The organism is Kitasatospora sp. NPDC004240 (assembly GCF_053603215.1).
This window is the reverse complement of the sequence record NZ_JBSGFD010000185.1, coordinates 1-15,928: the sequence shown is the minus strand read 5'-3', so window position 1 is coordinate 15,928 and position 15,928 is coordinate 1. Positions and strand designations below refer to the sequence as shown.

The 15,928-nt window shown below is 71.0% G+C and carries 14 protein-coding genes and 1 tRNA gene; 3 read left to right on the top strand and 12 right to left on the bottom strand.

The window, feature by feature from the left end; translation table 11 throughout:
* Nucleotides 1-151 precede the first annotated feature (151 nt).
* Nucleotides 152-520 carry a hypothetical protein gene (locus tag ACWEQL_RS33955; protein ID WP_452154232.1) on the bottom strand — a complete coding sequence of 123 codons (369 nt, stop codon included), beginning with the start codon at nucleotides 518-520 and terminating at the stop codon, nucleotides 152-154.
* A gap of 427 nt (nucleotides 521-947) precedes the next feature.
* Nucleotides 948-2,654, bottom strand: a complete 1,707-nt coding sequence (locus tag ACWEQL_RS33950) for a DEAD/DEAH box helicase family protein (protein WP_452154231.1) — start codon at nucleotides 2,652-2,654, stop codon at nucleotides 948-950.
* A gap of 188 nt (nucleotides 2,655-2,842) precedes the next feature.
* Between ACWEQL_RS33950 and ACWEQL_RS33945 the strand changes: the two genes are divergently transcribed.
* Complete coding sequence (locus ACWEQL_RS33945; protein WP_452154230.1) at nucleotides 2,843-3,316, top strand: hypothetical protein; 474 nt, start codon at nucleotides 2,843-2,845, stop codon at nucleotides 3,314-3,316.
* Nucleotides 3,317-3,360: 44 nt separating this feature from the next.
* Here the strand turns inward: ACWEQL_RS33945 and ACWEQL_RS33940 are convergent, their stop codons facing one another.
* From ACWEQL_RS33940 to ACWEQL_RS33925, 4 genes are all read right to left on the bottom strand, one after another.
* A complete protein-coding gene (locus tag ACWEQL_RS33940; protein ID WP_452154229.1) occupies nucleotides 3,361-4,545 on the bottom strand; it encodes an AAA family ATPase in 1,185 nt (394 codons plus the stop codon).
* A gap of 441 nt (nucleotides 4,546-4,986) precedes the next feature.
* Nucleotides 4,987-6,135, bottom strand: a complete 1,149-nt coding sequence (locus ACWEQL_RS33935; RefSeq protein ID WP_452154228.1) for a hypothetical protein — start codon at nucleotides 6,133-6,135, stop codon at nucleotides 4,987-4,989.
* Nucleotides 6,136-6,209: 74 nt separating this feature from the next.
* Nucleotides 6,210-6,440, bottom strand: a complete 231-nt coding sequence (locus ACWEQL_RS33930) for a hypothetical protein (protein ID WP_452154227.1) — start codon at nucleotides 6,438-6,440, stop codon at nucleotides 6,210-6,212.
* Nucleotides 6,441-7,427: 987 nt separating this feature from the next.
* Complete coding sequence (locus ACWEQL_RS33925) at nucleotides 7,428-8,396, bottom strand: FRG domain-containing protein (RefSeq protein ID WP_452154226.1); 969 nt, start codon at nucleotides 8,394-8,396, stop codon at nucleotides 7,428-7,430.
* 556 nt (nucleotides 8,397-8,952) lie between these two features.
* On the opposite strand from ACWEQL_RS33925, the gene ACWEQL_RS33920 reads away from it, so the two are divergent.
* Together ACWEQL_RS33920 and ACWEQL_RS33915 are read left to right on the top strand one after the other, a co-directional pair.
* Nucleotides 8,953-9,261, top strand: a complete 309-nt coding sequence (locus ACWEQL_RS33920) for a helix-turn-helix transcriptional regulator (protein ID WP_452154225.1) — start codon at nucleotides 8,953-8,955, stop codon at nucleotides 9,259-9,261.
* Nucleotides 9,262-10,521, top strand: coding sequence for a tyrosine-type recombinase/integrase (locus tag ACWEQL_RS33915; protein ID WP_452154224.1), 1,260 nt, complete (start codon nucleotides 9,262-9,264; stop codon nucleotides 10,519-10,521).
* Between the two features lie 206 nt (nucleotides 10,522-10,727).
* Here ACWEQL_RS33915 and ACWEQL_RS33910 read toward each other — a convergent pair.
* From ACWEQL_RS33910 to ACWEQL_RS33885, 6 genes are all read right to left on the bottom strand, one after another.
* A tRNA-Pro gene (locus tag ACWEQL_RS33910) sits at nucleotides 10,728-10,801 on the bottom strand.
* A gap of 158 nt (nucleotides 10,802-10,959) precedes the next feature.
* Nucleotides 10,960-12,297 (bottom strand): MFS transporter, encoded by a 1,338-nt coding sequence (locus ACWEQL_RS33905; protein ID WP_452154223.1) that lies wholly within the window; start codon nucleotides 12,295-12,297, stop codon nucleotides 10,960-10,962.
* A 131-nt stretch (nucleotides 12,298-12,428) separates the two neighbouring features.
* A complete protein-coding gene (locus tag ACWEQL_RS33900) occupies nucleotides 12,429-13,220 on the bottom strand; it encodes a DUF1684 domain-containing protein (protein WP_452154222.1) in 792 nt (263 codons plus the stop codon).
* 211 nt (nucleotides 13,221-13,431) lie between these two features.
* On the bottom strand, nucleotides 13,432-14,295 hold the full coding sequence (locus ACWEQL_RS33895; protein ID WP_452154221.1) for an acyl-CoA thioesterase: 864 nt from the start codon (nucleotides 14,293-14,295) through the stop codon (nucleotides 13,432-13,434).
* A gap of 244 nt (nucleotides 14,296-14,539) precedes the next feature.
* Nucleotides 14,540-15,277 carry an alpha-ketoglutarate-dependent dioxygenase AlkB family protein gene (locus ACWEQL_RS33890; protein WP_452154220.1) on the bottom strand — a complete coding sequence of 246 codons (738 nt, stop codon included), beginning with the start codon at nucleotides 15,275-15,277 and terminating at the stop codon, nucleotides 14,540-14,542.
* A 309-nt stretch (nucleotides 15,278-15,586) separates the two neighbouring features.
* Nucleotides 15,587-15,928, bottom strand: a 342-nt coding sequence (locus ACWEQL_RS33885) for a LysM peptidoglycan-binding domain-containing protein (protein WP_452154219.1), incomplete at its 5' end; no start/stop codon positions are given.

Below are 15,928 nucleotides of genomic sequence, written 5' to 3'. Positions count from 1 at the left end.
CGTGCATACCCCGCTTTCCCACCCCCGCGCTCTCCCCTTCGGGCCCTCCCGTCCTCCGGCGATTTTGTCGCCCCCGGGCGGTGGGGGGGGGTCCGCGACGTCGTTCTTGGTGCGGGGGTTGGGCCTGCTGGGTGTGGTCACGGCAGGCAGGCTAGGCAGCCCCGTTGCTTAGCGTCCCGGTGTGGCTGGCGGCGGCGCTGCGGCGCGTGCGCGAGGTGCCGGCGAGGCGGGCGGCGGGAACGGCGTCGGCGAGGGTGGCATGCGCCTCGGGGGTGCGGCGCTTGCGGGTGCCAATGGGGCCGCCGTGGAGGGTGGGGTCGGAGCCGGGGCACTCGGTGTGCAGGGCCTCGTCGTAGGGCTTGCGGCAGTGAATGCACATCACCTCGGCGGAGGAGACCTTGGTGGTGGCCGGAACGCGGTAGACGCCGCGCCGGCGTGCATATGCAGCGCCCTGTGCGTCCACGGGGACGTAGGCGGCGATAACCCATTCATGCGAGAGCTTCTCAGCGGCCGTCGTCATTCCGAAGCTCCTTTCCGAGCAGCCTGGTGGGGGCATGCCGCGTAGCGCATGAACTGAATTGTGAGCACTGATTCATCCTTTTCTCGCCAGGGTCGGTAGCGCTTCCGACGTGGGGTGGGAAGCACTTCCGTCTCGACCTAGTTATTCGAGTAAGGAGAAATAGAGAAGTGCGGCGGGCGTGGTCCCGATTTTTGACACGCCACCGCCAAAGTCTCCTCATCCCCCGACGCCGTCTGGCATATACAGTACGGCTCTTCACGATTCAATAACTGTCAATGCCACCCCCGCCACTCCTTTTGATGTGATGTCTATCACATGGCTTGACAGGCAACCTTTGCTCCTTATCTCCGCCCAACAGGTGGGGTCCATATGCGTGCGCATTAGATGAGTCGTCCAATAACTCTCGGCATGCGATTCGATTTCGGGCCTACGCGACAAGTCGGACTTTACGGCGGCGCGCCTGCGGCTCATACAGAGCCAGTAGCAGAGCCTCAGCTCGGTCCGGAGAACTCACCCCCCTCGCTTTCATTGATCGCTTGGACTCGATCACCGTCCGGCCGGCCGCACTCGTACCGAGCTTGGGCGCGGACAGCTGGGCCTGCGTTCGCCGGTCCACGCGCAGGCGTAGCGCCGACGCGGCGGGCGAGACCAGCGCCCGGGTCGCCAGCCACATCTCGTCGCGCTGCGTCGCAGGGCGCAGCGTGGCCGCCTCGTCGTCCCGGCTCGGCGCCTCGCTGACGACGACCGACACGATCTCCGCGTCGTGCAGCCCTTCCCGTCTCCACGCCGCCAGGAGCCCAGCCACACCCCAGCCAACCCCGACCCCATCGACCTTGACGCGGACGGGGAGCCGGGTGCCGAGTGCCCCCGCGAGAACCCGGGCCGACTGGATCTCGCGCAGCACGACGCCGGCGACCGCGACCGGGTCCGCGTTGTCCTGGCCGGCCGTGGCGTGGCGCAGCTCCACGAGGTCACCGACCGCGCGGGCGATCACCATCTCGTCGCCGCCGCCGGCAGCGACGTCGACGCCCAGGCGCACCCACGCGCCGGCCTTCACCCGGTACGGGGAGGCCTCGCCGTCCAGGCCGAGGTCCTTGAGCGCGTGGAAGTCCTCACCGTGAGGCTCGGCGGCCTCCACTGCGGCCTCGATCCAGGACGCCGGGATCGCGCGGGCCTGGCCGCCGCGCGGGAACTGGGCGTGCACCTTGGCCTGGACGAACGGGGCGTCCTCCCCGTGATCCCGGATCGTGTCCCGCACCCACTCGGGATCCACGAGGTGGGAGGCGAGCAGGTGCGCCGGCGCCTGCGGTGGGCAGGACCGGCAGCGCCGGGTTCGCTCGCCCGACATCAGCGGGGTGTCGTAGACGCTGATCGGCAGCACGTGCACGGCTGGGTCGGCGCAGGTCTGCTCGAACCAGCTGCCCTCGTCGTCGGTCGGCGGGTTGCCGATCAGCAGGGCCCGGGTGTGCTCGCCGGTGAGCACGCCGCGCATGGCCGCGCCGATGATCCGGCCGATGCCGCCAGCCTCGTCCACGATGAACATCAACCGCGGGGCGTGGATGCCCTGGACGGCGGACTCGTCGTGGTCGGGAGCCGAGAAGCCGTACGCCACCACGACGTCCGAGCCGTGGGAGTCGGGCATCTTCCACTGGGTGACGCCCACCTCTCCGGGCAGGCCCGCCCGGGCGACGATCTGCCGGATGTGGGGCCACATCTGACGCTGCACCTGCCGGGCACGGGTGGCGGTGGTGACCGTGAGGGCGGTGCCGGGCGGGTGGACAGCGGAGGACCAGACGGCGGCCCTCGCCGCGATGTGGGTCTTCCCGGAGCCGAAGCACGATGGAACGGCGACCCGGCGGTGGTCCACCAGGGCTTCCAGGATCTCGCGCTGGCGGCTCCACTGGGATTCGCCGAGGACGTCTTCCACGAACCCGACGGGATCGTCGGCCCACAGTGCGTACGGGGTGCCAGCCTCGGCCTTGGCGGCGGCGAGGACCTGGGCCCAGTCCCTGGCTGCGAGGCCGTCGTAGAAGCGGCGGCGGACGGCCGGGGGCGAGGCCGCAAGCTCGCTGTACAGGCGGCGGCCGGCCATGCCGGGGCGAGGTGCCGGCAGGGCCGGCAGGGGCTGCTTCACGGGCTCCCCCACGGGTCGGGATCGATCAGCAGGCCACAGTGCACGGCTGTCGGCAGTGTGTCGCGTTGAGCCCCACAAGCACAGAACTTACCTCAGTCATCTTTGTGGACTTAGGTCTGTTTGGCTGTGAGGCTGGTCCTGCCAGCCGGGGACCGGGAACCCCCGGCCCATACACAAGGAGACCAACCATGGCCCTGACCAGCCGAATCACTACCTGCCACGCGGCCATCGCCCTCGCCGCGGCCGCCGCCTTCACCGCCGGAACCACCCTCGCGGCCCGTCCGGCCGCCACCCCGGCCGCCCCGGCCACCGCGCTCCTCAGCCCGTCCCCGGCGCAGCCCGCAATCGTCCCCGCCGCTCCCACCGCCCCGGCCCTGCCGACCTACCCCGCCCCGGTCGCCGACGCCCCGGGCCTCGCCACCGCCACGCTGTCCACCCCCGTCCCCACCTTCAGCGCGCCGGCTGCCCCGGCGACCGTCACCGAGCCCGCCCCGACCGTCACCGTGACGGTCACCGCCACCCAGGTGGTCACCGCCCCGACCCCGGCCGCACCCAGCACCAGCAGCCCGGCCACAATCCTGTCGACCGCCCCCCAGGCCCCGAGCCCGACCGTCACCCGCAGCCCGCTGCAGCCCAGCAACAGTCCGCAGCCGACCCACTGACCGCCCAGCCGGGCCCTTCCCGCACCGGGAAGGGCCCGACCCGTTCACCGGCCGACGTGGTGCGGCGGCAGAGAGAGCACCCACCCCCGCGCCGTCTTCGTCGCCACGACCCCAAGCTCCGTACGCGCCCGCTGAACCGTTCGCGGCGCCAGGCCCACGCCCGCAGCAGCCGCACTCACATCCCGGGCCGGCACAGGCCCCCCGGCCAGCAGCCCTTCCAGGAACCTGTAGGCCCCGGCGCTCGCCGGACGCCGGCGGCACAGGTCGGCGCTCTCGATGGCCCGGCCCGTGCCCCGCGAGAAGCGCGAGTTCCACGCCACCGGCCGGTTACGGACAGCCTGGCAGAACTGCAAGCCGCCCATGACCTTCCACGACTCGCTGGCAACCGGCACCAGCGCCTTCGCGCGATCGGGCCCGTTCACGGCCATGTGCACCGCCGCCACACCCCCCAGTTCCGCCGCCTCCTGCGCGCGGCGCGAAGCCAGCCAGCCGGCCCGCTTGGATGCCTCCCGCACCGCCAGCACGGCCACCCCGAGATGCTTCGACATCTCGCCCAGTGCCCGCAGCGCCCTCTCCGCGGGCACCCGGTAGGGGCACGCCAGCATCACGTCCACCACCACCAGCTCCACGTCCCGTCCGCGCAGCAGTCCCTCCACCTGCGCCAGGTCCGCCGGCAGCCGCAGCCCTCGCTGGCCGCCGCGCCCGCCCAGGACCTCGATCACTTCGGTCCGCCCCAGGTCCGCGCCGGAGGCCGCCAGCAGGCGCTGCACGTCCGCCGTGGTGTGCGGCGCGGTCAGCACCACCACGTCGTGGCCGGTGGGCGGGTTCTGGCCGTCCGGAAGACCGGCCCCGGCCGACGCGCGAGCAGCCACATCCAGCGCCACCGCCAGGGTGTTGACGCCGTCCTCGCCGTCGATCAGCGTCAGGCCGACCGACGGAACGTAGCCCGGCCAGATCCAGCCGGGACCGTCCCCGAACCCTGGCGGCGGCACCACCACGTACTGCGCGCCGATCCTCAGAGCCGCCGCCACGTCCTGCGGATCGCAGCCGGCGCCCAGGCAGTCCAACTCGACGCGGTCATCGCCCGCGGCAAGCACGAGTAGCGAGCCCTGCCGGTCATCGTGGGCCGGGCACCTGGCCAACCACCCCCCTTCGGTCAGCCTCACGTTCCCCCAGCGGCGCAGCGCTTCCTGCACCACCTCGTAAGAGCTATCCGACAACTGGATCATTCCCCCTTCGCGCTATCGGCGGGCATCGCGTCGCTTCGCAGCGATGCGCCCCGCACCTCTTCGACACACCCACCAGGAAGGTCATCTGACGCCGCGGCAGCCCGCGGCTACAGGGCGTCCTAGCTGGCAGGCAATTACGCCAAATCGCTCAACTTATCGACGCCTCGGGACCGGATCACAGGTCCGAAGGTCCCTGTTCGCCGGGCCGCGCGGGCAGGTCGCCGTGTGCGGCGCGAACAGCCACTCGTACGAGAGCACTGGCAGCTCCCGGGTGAGCCGGCGTGAGCGCATCGCCCCCACCCCGTCCCGGTAGACCGCGGTGTTCCCCCGGTCGGAAGGCTCGGGATCGACGGCCAGGCGCGCGCCCAAGACGGTCACCCTCCAGTGCACCGGGCGCCGGCACCTGCGGCACCTCGACAGCCCTCAACGCGGCAGCACGGCTCACACTCCGCCGGTCGCCGGATCCGGGACGGCAAGGAGCGCAGCCACCTGTCGCCAGCCGTACATCGCCACCGCATTCGCCTGACCGTGCTCGGCGATCGCCTCCAGAACAGCCACCGGATCTACCGCGCCCTGGCCGCCTCCGGGCAGCGCCGCCATCAGTGGGCGCTGCCCAGGCATGACCGTCGACGCCGGGCACTTCCTGCCAGCAGGCGCCGTGTCCACGAGCGTCAGTGTTCTCGGTCCTGCGGCTGGCGAGCTGTCTTCCAACGCGATGCGCCGCTCGATGCTCGCGAACCGCTCGGCTACCGATACCTGCGCCGCGTCCGCCACCCCTCGGTGCTTCGCCGGCCGTGTACGGCGCTCTGAGGCATGGTCCGCCGACGCCCCGGGACGGAGCCGCTGCTCCCGCACCCACTTGCGCCACATCGCCTGCCAGTCGGCGCCCTGCGTGCCACGGCCCCGGTGCCAGTCGACAAACGCCTCGGTCGTGGCTGCCAGGCCCTCCCGGCCGCCGAGTCGGTCGAGGTGCCCTTCGGCAGACGCCCACAGCTGCGCCGCCTCGTCGGGTTGGAAGCCGTCCGGAAGTGGGTGCCGGCGCGCCGGCCCCCACGGGCGTACAGGCTCCCCACACACATCAACCCCCTCCCTTCGGGAGGGGAGGGCAGGGGCCGGGCGCGCGCGAGCATCATTCCGGTCCCCGGGGGACTCAGGTTCCTGAGCTGCGCCGTAACCGCCAGCAGGCTCGCGATCCGGTGCTCGGTTGCCCGGCGAAGCGTCATCATCGGCGGGCGGATGACCGCCGCCGCGCTGCTGGCGCTTCTTCTCCGCCGCGCGGCGGCGGCGCTCCTGAACCTGCCGGCGGCTGGGGTTGGCGTCCAGGTAGTCATGCATCACGAAGTCGCCCTCGCGGACCTGCGGGCACTTCGGGCAGGTGTGCCGGGCCGCATGCCACAGCCTGGCCGCCACGAGCTTCCGGATCTGCGAGGCGGTGCCGTTCTTCGCAGCGACCGCTCCGGGGATCACGCCGTCGGTCAGGTGGGCGCTGGCGTAGGCGCCGCAGCGGACCCACAGGCCAAGTGCCGCGTTGCCTGCCGCGAGGGTCTTGAAGTGGTCGTCGGTGCTGTCTCCAACAGCGAACCAGGACATGCCGGTGGTCTCCTACCAGGGGTTGTGTGCCGGGGCCGCAGTCCGGCAGGTGGGTGGTCGGGCGCCGGGCCGCTTCAGGCCGCCACGTCTGTGGGGGCCACCGCGTCGATGCCGAGCAGGACACGCAGCTTGGCGGTAGGAACCAGGAGGCGGCGGCCGACCGAGATCGTCGGGATGTCGCCGCGCCGGGCCGCGTTGTAGCTAGCGGCTTTCTGCAGGCCGAAGAGTCGGCCGGCCTCCGGCACGGTCATCGTCGGCTGAACCCGCGGGTCGGGCAGGACGGGGGTGTCGTCTGTCGTTGTCATGCCTGCACCCTGTCCCGGCCCGGGCCTTTTCGTCCCGCCGTCCACCTCCAGCACCATCCGTCTCGGCACGTCTCATCGGCCACACTCGCGGTACAGGTGCGGCCACATTCGTGCAGGTCACGGGCCATGCGAACCGCAGATGGCGTCCTTGACGCAGATCAGCTGACGCAGGGTCACCTAAGTAGGGACAGGCTCTATACCTGGCGAAACGCTCTGATTTACAGCCCAGTTGGCCAACGCGTTGTCCACGCCCGTCCACGCCCATCTACGTGCACCGCAGGCAGGCCCACCGGTGTCCAAGCTCGACGCGACCCAAGAGCACCGCGCGCGTACGGTCTCCAACTTCCCCACCGCCCCTGAGGCCTGTTCCCCCAGGACGCGCGTGTCCGTGACTGTGGGCACGCCCTGCACATCGGCCCGTTGTAGGGCCCGAGCACTGGATGAGAGGCCATGACCACGCACCGCCCGCACGCCAGCCGGAGGCGATTCGATGAGCAGCACCGGCTCGGTGTACCGCCGATGCACCTGCCGCGAACTCCGTCCGCGACGAAGACGGCCGCCAGGTCCTCGACGCCGGCGGCAAGCCCAAGACGCGGGAGCTCGACTCGAAGTGCCCCAAGCTCAAGGACAAGAAGGCCCACGGCACCTGGTGGCACTACCTACCTCTCAAAGCCTGGCTCTGACGGCAAGCCCCAGCATGACCGCAAGGGCGGGTATGAGGACAAGGAAAAGGCCTAGGAGGCGCTGAGCCAGGCCCTTGGGAGCGCAGTGACGGGTGCGTTCGCGTAAGCGCTCCAGGAAGCAGAGGCTCTACGCCTGCGGTCCGAGTCGGCGGCCGGAGCGCCTCTGACCCAGCTGACGCGACCAGATCGGCACACCGGACCGGCCTGCACACGGTCAGGTGTGTCGTGCAGGCCGGCCATCCCTCCGGATGAGACCGCGAGCAGCGGCACGGCCCCAAGGGCGGGCTGGCGGCCACCACCAAGCTCACCCGCCCTTCGACACGTGTAATGTTCTAGCCACTATTCCGATTTCCCTAAGCGCCAATCTGCGCACCTCACCAATCGGTGGATACATGGTATCCATGGTGATCTTGTCATCTTGCGCCTTTAGAAGGCTGCGAAGTTGGCGCTTCCAGCCCGCCTCAATCCGCACGGTCCATGCCGTTGCTGACCAATTTCTACCTAGGGCACTGCCTTGGGGGAAGAAGATATTGAGGCTGGTGATCTCGCGCATTTCTTTTGCGGCGAGCCTCTTCCCCTCAAACCGCATAATCCGTCCGGGATAGCTGGCGCTCAGGCCGCCAACGAGGAAGCGACCGCGTTGGGCGCGCATCCTCGGGTCGAGGTCCTGCGGGTCGACCACCGCTACACGCTCGGTCCAGTGGGAGCGGGAGTAGGGCTCGCCGAGTGCGGCGTCCTTCCATTCCAGCTCCTGCTGGCTCCTGAGGTCGATCGTGTCGGGCCCGTCGCCGTTCTTGGCTGGAAGCTCGATCAGGAAGAGGCGACCGTCCATGTCCTCTGCGCGGTCGACCGCGAAGAACAGGGCTTCAAGGGGTCTGGCCGAAACGTCGATTAGCCGGGTGGGGATGCCGTGATGCTGGAGGACCGCCAGCAGTTCTCCGTCGGTCATCAGCCGCCCAAGTCCCTCCATATTCCTCAGGACGGTTAGAAGCTGCCTTTCGGCATCTTGCATTAATTTCTCAGACACGTTGGGGTTATTTGACCAGAGAGCCCGGAAGAGACTGGAGGTAAGCGGGTAGTCTGCGCTTGGCTGACCTCGATAGAAGACAAGAGCGGAGCCCCCCGCCGACGCACCGCTTCCTTCGCGATGCGGAACCATCGCCCCATCCGCTATCCATTTCCACAGGGATTCTGCCGAGTGGATACCGAACTTCTCATTGATTTCCCGCTCGGAAAAAAACCTCCCAGGCAAAGGGCGTTCAGTACCATTCATGCCGGCTCCTCGGCAAGGGTGCCGCCTAGCGGCGGGTGCCGGTCTGCCACAGGGCAAGCGTCGCACGCGAGGTTCCAGCGCGCGCGGCACGCACACTCCGAGGACAGCAGAGGCGGTCCTGTGCAGAACCGCACAGTGCTCGGGGAGCCGCCTCGCACCTCCTGCACCGCCGGTCGGAGAGCTCCGGTGGAACCAGGGCTCGCAGGGCGATAGTGGCCGTGCCGCATCGGAGCGGTGTCGAGAGCAGGCCGCAACCCACGAGGCAAGAACGCCATCTGCGACTTGCACCACGACCATCACCGAGAAGCGCTTCCGCAGCCCGAGGTGACCTGCGCAGACCCCAAGCGGCAGCAGGCCCTCCTCAGCGACCTCAGACGTCAAGTCGCCTTCCACCCGGCACGCCCGCCGGATCTCGACGCGCTTCGGAGAACGTCATGTGCGTACGGTCTGCCGAATTCAGCACGCCAAACCCTGTTCCGCCCGTCCAGGTGGCCGGGTGACTGTAGGCGTGCCCGGCCGAGCCTAAGCGGCTCCACCACCCCGTCAGAGGGAGACCATGCACGCCCGACCCCGTGTTCTCGCCGTAAGCCGGCTCTCTGTTCCGACCCCGGACTTCGCCGCCGGCCCCGCGCAGGAGGCCGATCCGGCACCGGAGTTCGACCTCCTTCACAGCGGCTGGTACTCGACCGAGGAACTCGCCGAACTGCTGACCGTCGACCCCTCGACCCTGAGGCGCTGGCGCTCCGCCACTCCGCCGCAGGGACCGCCCTTCGTGCAGATCGCGCCCCGGCTCTACCTCTACAGCATCCCCGACACCCAGGTGTGGCTCGCTCAGAAGCGCACCGACCCATCCAAGGCAGCCTGAATGTCCGACCACACCCAGCTCATCCCCATGGGTGTCAAGCTCACCACCGACATCGAACACCGCCCCGACCGCCGCCCGGAGTTCCGCTACCGCGCCCGCGTGCGCTGGACGGACCCCAACGGCGGTGGCCGCAAGTCGGCTTCCTCCTCCGTCCCCACGGAGGAGGAAGCCGAGGCCTGGATCTCCCGCATGGAACGGGCCGCAGGACGCGGCATCACCCCCAGAACCCTCACCATGACCCTCGCCGAATACGGCGACGAGAACTGGGACCTGGCGATGCGCGGCCTGGAGACCACCACCCTCGACCCCTACACCGCTGGCTGGAAGCTCCGCGTCGTCCCGGTCCTCGGCCACATACCGGTCGTCAACATCACCAACGGCATCACTGACCGGGCTCTCCACTTCTGGGTCGCCGACGGACTCAGCGTCGCCTCCGTCAAGAACAGCCTCGCCCCGCTCGTACGCATCATGGAGCAGGCCGTCCGCGACGGCCTCATCGACTTCAACCCCTCACGCATGAGCGGCTGGCAGCGCCTCTACAAGAAAGCCGAGGACGAACTCGACGACCCACGTTCCCTCGCCCTCAACGACTGGGACGCCCTCGACGAACTCGCCACCGCCCTGGTCGAGCGATCCCACAACCACTACCGCGGCTGGGGCGACATCGTCCGCTTCGCCGCCTGCACCGCCGCCCGCATCGGCGAAGTCTCCGGCGTTCGCGTCAAGGACATCAACCGCTTCGACTGGACCTGGGACCTGTGCCGCCAGACCACCACCGCCCCCGGTGGCCTCATCGACAAAGGCACCAAAGGCAAGCGACGACGCACCGTCCCCATCATCGAAGAGATCCGCGACCTCGTGAACTGGCGCATGAACGTGGTCGGCAACGACCCCATGGCCCGCCTCTTCACCGGCCCGCGCGGCGGCCGCATCACCACAGCCATCCTCCGCGACGCAACCCACTGGGACGAAGTCGTCGTCAGCCTCGGCTACGAGTACCTACGTCGGCACGACCTCCGCCACACCGGCCTCACCTGGTTCGCTGACGCCGGCGTTCCCATCCACGTTCTCCAGAAGATCGCCGGGCACGGCCACATCACCACGACCCAGCGGTACCTGCACCCGGACAAGAGCTCTATCGAGAAGGCTGGCCGGACCCTCAGCAGGCACCTGTCGGCGGACCGGCGCACCGCGCAGACGACATCCGCCAGCTCGGTGCCGGCGGAGGCCGGAGTGCGTCACCTGCGTCTCGTCCAGTGAGTGCTCGACGGCGCAGGCTCACCTCTGCGGTTCCCGAAGTGCCCGCAGGTGGCGGCGGTCCCATCGGTCGGCGCCTCCGGTCCCCGGCTGGTCCCTGACAAGATCGCAAGCAGGCGCCGCTCCAGCCGTCGACCATCTGTCGGTCCATCAACAAAAAGGCCGTTGGCCTGGGATTTCTCCCAGCCAACGGCCTTCCGACATCACTGTCGGGACGACAGGATTTGAACCTGCGACCCCTTGACCCCCAGTCAAGTGCGCTACCAAGCTGCGCCACGTCCCGTGGTCTTGTGGCCTCGCGGCTTCGACCCTGGGGGCTTCGGCTGGTTGGCTTCTCGACCTTGTCTCCGGTGTCCCGGTGACGTGGAAAACAATACAGCACGTCGGGGGGTGCTCGCTGCCGGGTATCGGGGGTGGGGTGGCGTGGCGGGGTGAGGGGGGTCAGGGGGTGGGGTGGCGGGCGTCGTAGCGGAGGAAGGCGGGGCGGCGGGCGGCGAGGAGGAGGATGACGGCGACGCAGGCCAGGCCGCCGGTGACGACGGAGGTGGCGGGGTCGGCGAGGGAGGCGACGGCGCCGGATTCGAAGTCGCCGAGGCGGGGGCCGCCGGCGACCACGACGATGAAGATGCCCTGGAGGCGGCCGCGCATCTCGTCGGGGGCGGCGACCTGCATCATCGTGTTGCGGAAGATCATGCTGATGGTGTCGGCGCAGCCGGCGAGGGCAAGGAGGGAGAGGCCCAGCCAGAGGTTGTGGACGAGGCCGAAGGCGGCGATGGCGAGGCCCCAGGCGGCGACGGCGGCGAGGACGGCGGCGCCCTGGCGGTGGATGCGGCCGACCCAGCCGGAGAAGAGGGCCCCGATGAGGGCGCCGACGGCGGGGGCGGCGACGAGCAGGCCGACGGTGCGGGCGTCGCCGCCGTAGAAGGTGACCGCGATGGCCGGGAAGAGGGCGCGCGGCATGCCGAAGATCATCGCGGCGAGGTCGGCGAGGAAGCTGGTGCGCAGGTTGGGCTGCTCCCGCAGGAAGCGCAGGCCGTCCAGGACGGAGGCACGGGGCTTGCCGGGTTCGGCGGCCGGGCGCATGGCGGGCAGGCGCCACATCGCGTAGAGGGTGGCGGTGAAGGCGACGGTGTCGACCAGGTAGGCGGCCTGGGTGCCGTACGCGCCGATGAGGAGGCCGCCGAGCATGGGGCCGACGGTGAGGCCGAGGTTCATGCTCACGGTGTTGAGGGCGTTGGCGGCCGGGAGCTGGTCGCCGGGGACGAGCCGGGGGATCATCGCGGAGCGGGCCGGGGAGCTGAGGGCGAAGAACCCCGCCTGGACGGCGACGGCCGCGTAGAGGACGGCGACCAGGCCGAGGCCGGCGAGTGCCTGGGCGGCGAGGAGCGCGGAGACGGCGGCCAGCCCGGCCGAGCCGATCAGGCCGAGGCGGCGGCGGTCGACGCGGTCGGCGACGGCGCCGCCGTAGAGGCCGAAGGCGATCAGCGGGAAGAGGGAGAAGAGGCCGACCAGGCCGGTGGCGAAGCTGGAGCCGGTCAGGTCGTAGACCTCGACGGAGACCGCGACGGCCGTCATCTGCTGGCCGACCGAGGAGACGGCCTGGCCGAACCAGACCCGGCGGTAGTCGGCGTGCTCGCGCAGCGGGGTGAGGTCGGCGAAGGCGCCTCTCGCAGCCCGGCGGTACCAGGGAGCGGGGGAAGGGGAAAGGGAAGAGGCAGGGGAAGAGGGGGCGGCCGGGGCTTCGGCCCGGGTCGAATTGGCAGGATGATTGGTCGACACGGTCACCCATCCTCGGCCCTCCGCCCCGGCGGCCGTCAACCCGGCCGTCCACCGGGCCGTCAACCGGGCCGTCCACCGGGGCCGTCGAACGGACCGGCGGACCACACGGCCCCGCCCGCCTCCGCACCCGCCTACCGCGTCAGGACCTCCTTCTCCCCCGCCTCGACGGCGAGCCCGAGCCGGTTGCCCGGGGGCGGGAAGGGGCAGATGAAGTGGTCGGCGAAGGCGCAGGGCGGCAGGTAGGCGCGGTTGAGGTCGAGCACCGTACGGCCGTCCGGGTCGGGGGCGGGCAGAGTGATGAAGCGGAAGCGGTAGGTGTCGTGGCCGCTGGTCGCGTCGGCGATGACCCCGCTGAGCCGGTTCCCGGAGAGGCCGACGGTCAGGGTGTGGTGCTCCCCGGCGACGGTGAAGGCGATGGTGCCGGCGACGGCGAGCGGGCGGTCCCGGCCGTCCGCGCTGGGGACGACGACCGCCTGGGCCTCGCCGTCCGCGAACGGGGTGAACTGCGCGGGGACGGCCCACTCCGGCGCGTACGGGTACGCGGCGATGCCGGCGAAGGCCGTCCGGCCCGGCGCGTCGGGGTCGAAGACGCGCAGCGCCAGCTCGCCCTCCCGCTCGATCGGGACGAGCAGCAGGTCACCGAGGGTCGCGGTGTCGGCGGCGGGATCGGTGTCCGGGCGGAGCAGGACCTCGCCGTCGAGCGGGGCCTGCGCACCGACGACCGTGATGCCGTCCGCCGTTGTGGCGCGGACCCGGACGCCCTCGGCGTCGGCCCACCAGTGACCGGGCAGGCCGGGGAGCGTGCCCGGCTCCGGCTCCAGCCAGTGCGTGCCGGTCAGGGCCAGCTGGCCGTGCGGCGCGCTGACCGCCGCCGCGCGGCCGTCGCTCCAGTGCTTCCATTCCTCTGCGGCCGTCGCCGTCATCGAGAAGCCCTCCCAGTCGGTCGTAGGTCCCGCGGCGCCCGGGCGAGGGCACCGCGGGGGTGTCCGATGGCGTCCCGAACTGCCGGACGCCTCCCTGCTTCCACTCAACACCCGCCGGGGGTCCGGATCATTCCGGGGCGGCCGACGGCATGCGAACGAACCGTACCGGAGTCGTCCGGGCGCCGGTCACGCCCCGCCGAGCGGGCGCCGGTCACGCCCCGCCGAGCGGGCGGAACAGGCCCTCCTGCACCACCGAGACCACCAGCCGGCCTGAGCGGTCGTAGATCTGGCCGCGCGCGAGCCCGCGGGCGCCGTGGGCGATCGAGGACTCCTGCTGGTACAGCAGCCAGTCGTCCGTGCGGAACGGCTGGTGGAACCACATCGCGTGGTCCAGCGAGGCCATGTCGAAGTTCCGCTGGCCCCAGAGCGGCTCGACGGGCGCGCGGACGGCGTCCAGCAGCGTCATGTCGCTCGCGTACGTGAGGGCGCAGACGTGGATCAGCGGGTCGTCCGGCAGGGTGCCGTTGGTGCGCAGCCAGACGCCGCTGCGGGGCTCGACGCCGGCGAGGTCCTCCTTGTTCCAGCGCAGCCGGTCCACGTAGCGGATGTCGAAGGGCTGACGGCGGCTGATGAACGGGGGCAGCTCGCCGAGCTTGGAGCCGACCTCCTCCAGCGCGCTGGGCAGTTCCTCGGGCGCGGGCACGTCGGGCATCGTGTGCTGGTGCTCGATGCCTCCCCGCTCGGGGAGGTGGAAGTCGGCGGTGAGCGCGAAGATCGAGCGGCCGCCCTGGATGGCGAGCACCCGGCGGGTGGTGAACGAGCGGCCGTCGCGGATCCGGTCGACCTGGTAGACGATCGGCACCCCGGGCACGCCGGGGCGCAGGAAGTAGGCGTGCAGCGAGTGCACGGGGCGGTCGCCGTCGACCGTGCGCCCGGCCGCGACCAGCGCCTGACCGGCGACCTGGCCGCCGAAGGTCCGCTGCAGCGCCTCCTCGGGGCTGCGGCCGCGGAAGATGTTCAGTTCGATCTGCTCCAGGTCGAGCAGATCGACGAGATCGTCGACGGGGGTACCCATGCGTGCACTTCCTCTCCGTCCGCCGGTCCGGCCGGAGGTCATCCGCCCGGCCTCCGGCGACCGTCCGTACTGTGGTGGTCTTCGGCTCCTTCAGCCCATTCGAATTCTCCAGCGCGTCACGGAATTCCCGCACACCAGGGGGCCTCGTCCCATTCACTCGAACGAGTAAGCACTCGACGGGTGACCGCTGGGCCACCGGACCGCAGGCAGCGGACCCCGAACCGGACAGCGCGGGACACGGGCGTCACCGCAGCCCCGATCGCCGCACCGTGATGTTGAGCCGCCCGGTGAGGCCCAGCGCCGGCTCGGCGGTGCCGGGCAGGGTCCGGACCACCCCGTGGTACGCGTACCGGGACGGGCCGCCGAAAACCAGCAGGTCACCGCTGCGCAGTTCCAGGTCGGTCCACGGACGGGTACGGGTCTCGGTGTTGCCGAGCCGGAAGACGCAGGTGTCGCCCAGCGAGAGGGAGACCACGGGGGCGTTCGCCCGTTCGTCGCGGTCCTGGTGGAGGCCCATCTTCGCGCCGTGCGGGTAGTGGTTGACGATCGCGATGTCCGGGTCGTAGCCCTCGGCGCCGGTGATCCCGGCCGCCGCATCCCCGTACGCCTCCGCGACGGCGCGCCGGGCGAGCTCGCCGAGGGCCGGCGGGAACGGCTTGACCGGGCTGCCGTCCTCGGCGGTGTCGCGGTAGCCGTACGGGTACCAGTGGAGGCCGAGGCTGACCATCCGTACGGACATCATCCCGCCGGTGGGCATCCGCACCGTGTGCAGGCCGGCCGGCGGGCGGGCCCACTCCCGGCAGGCGGCGAGCAGCTCCGACCGGGCCACCGGGTCGAGCCAGCCCGGGAGCAGCACCACCCCGGGGGCCGGCTCGGACCGGACCCGCGAGGACGCGGCACCGGACGACGGAACGGTGCCGGGCGGGGCAGCGCCAGGCGGGGCGGCACCGGGGAGTTCGCCGAAGAGTTCACCCTGCTCCATGCCACCATCCTGCCCCGCCGTACGGGACCGGGGGGCCGGGGGCCGTCCGGGGGAAGCGGCGACGGCCGCTCCCCCGCACAGCGGAGAAGCGGCCGGTCGTACCGGTGCCACGCGAGTACCAGTGCCGTGGGAGTACCGGCGTCACGCGAGTACCGGTGCCGCGGAGTACCGGGGAGCACCCTCAGCTCCCACCGGCACCCACGGATCCTCGCGGACCCCGAGGCGCTCACGGACCCCGAAGCCCTCGCAGCTACCCGAGCCCCTGGCGGATCCCGACGGTCCGCGGGAGCCCGCGGCCGATCCGGGGGATCAGATGCTCAGGGTCTGACCCGGGAAGATCAGGTCGGGGTTGCCACCGATGACCTGGGCGTTGTTGTCGTAGACGGCCTTCCAGTCCAGGCCCTTGGCGGCGGCGATCTTGCTCAGGGTGTCGCCGGCCTTGACGGTGTAGCTGCCCTTGGCGTCGTTGGTGCCCTTGGCGGCCTTGGAGTCGCTGGAGGACTTCCAGGTCGACTTCGGGGCCTCGGCGGCCTTCGGGGCGGTCTTGGGGGCCTCGACGGGCTTCGGCGCGACGGCGGCCTTGGGGGCCTCCGCGGCCTTCGGGGCGGCCGGCTTGGCAGCGGCGGCCGGCTTCGCGGGCGCGGCCGGCTT

Coding starts and splice junctions, on each gene's coding strand:
- ACWEQL_RS33955 (WP_452154232.1), bottom strand. CDS start 520: ATGACGACGGCCGCTGAGAAGCTCTCGCATGAATGGGTTATCGCCGCC.
- ACWEQL_RS33945 (WP_452154230.1), top strand. CDS start 2,843: ATGGCCCTGACCAGCCGAATCACTACCTGCCACGCGGCCATCGCCCTC.
- ACWEQL_RS33940 (WP_452154229.1), bottom strand. CDS start 4,545: ATGATCCAGTTGTCGGATAGCTCTTACGAGGTGGTGCAGGAAGCGCTG.
- ACWEQL_RS33935 (WP_452154228.1), bottom strand. CDS start 6,135: ATGTCCTGGTTCGCTGTTGGAGACAGCACCGACGACCACTTCAAGACC.
- ACWEQL_RS33930 (WP_452154227.1), bottom strand. CDS start 6,440: ATGACAACGACAGACGACACCCCCGTCCTGCCCGACCCGCGGGTTCAG.
- ACWEQL_RS33925 (WP_452154226.1), bottom strand. CDS start 8,396: ATGAATGGTACTGAACGCCCTTTGCCTGGGAGGTTTTTTTCCGAGCGG.
- ACWEQL_RS33920 (WP_452154225.1), top strand. CDS start 8,953: ATGCACGCCCGACCCCGTGTTCTCGCCGTAAGCCGGCTCTCTGTTCCG.
- ACWEQL_RS33915 (WP_452154224.1), top strand. CDS start 9,262: ATGTCCGACCACACCCAGCTCATCCCCATGGGTGTCAAGCTCACCACC.
- ACWEQL_RS33900 (WP_452154222.1), bottom strand. CDS start 13,220: ATGACGGCGACGGCCGCAGAGGAATGGAAGCACTGGAGCGACGGCCGC.
- ACWEQL_RS33895 (WP_452154221.1), bottom strand. CDS start 14,295: ATGGGTACCCCCGTCGACGATCTCGTCGATCTGCTCGACCTGGAGCAG.
- ACWEQL_RS33890 (WP_452154220.1), bottom strand. CDS start 15,277: ATGGAGCAGGGTGAACTCTTCGGCGAACTCCCCGGTGCCGCCCCGCCT.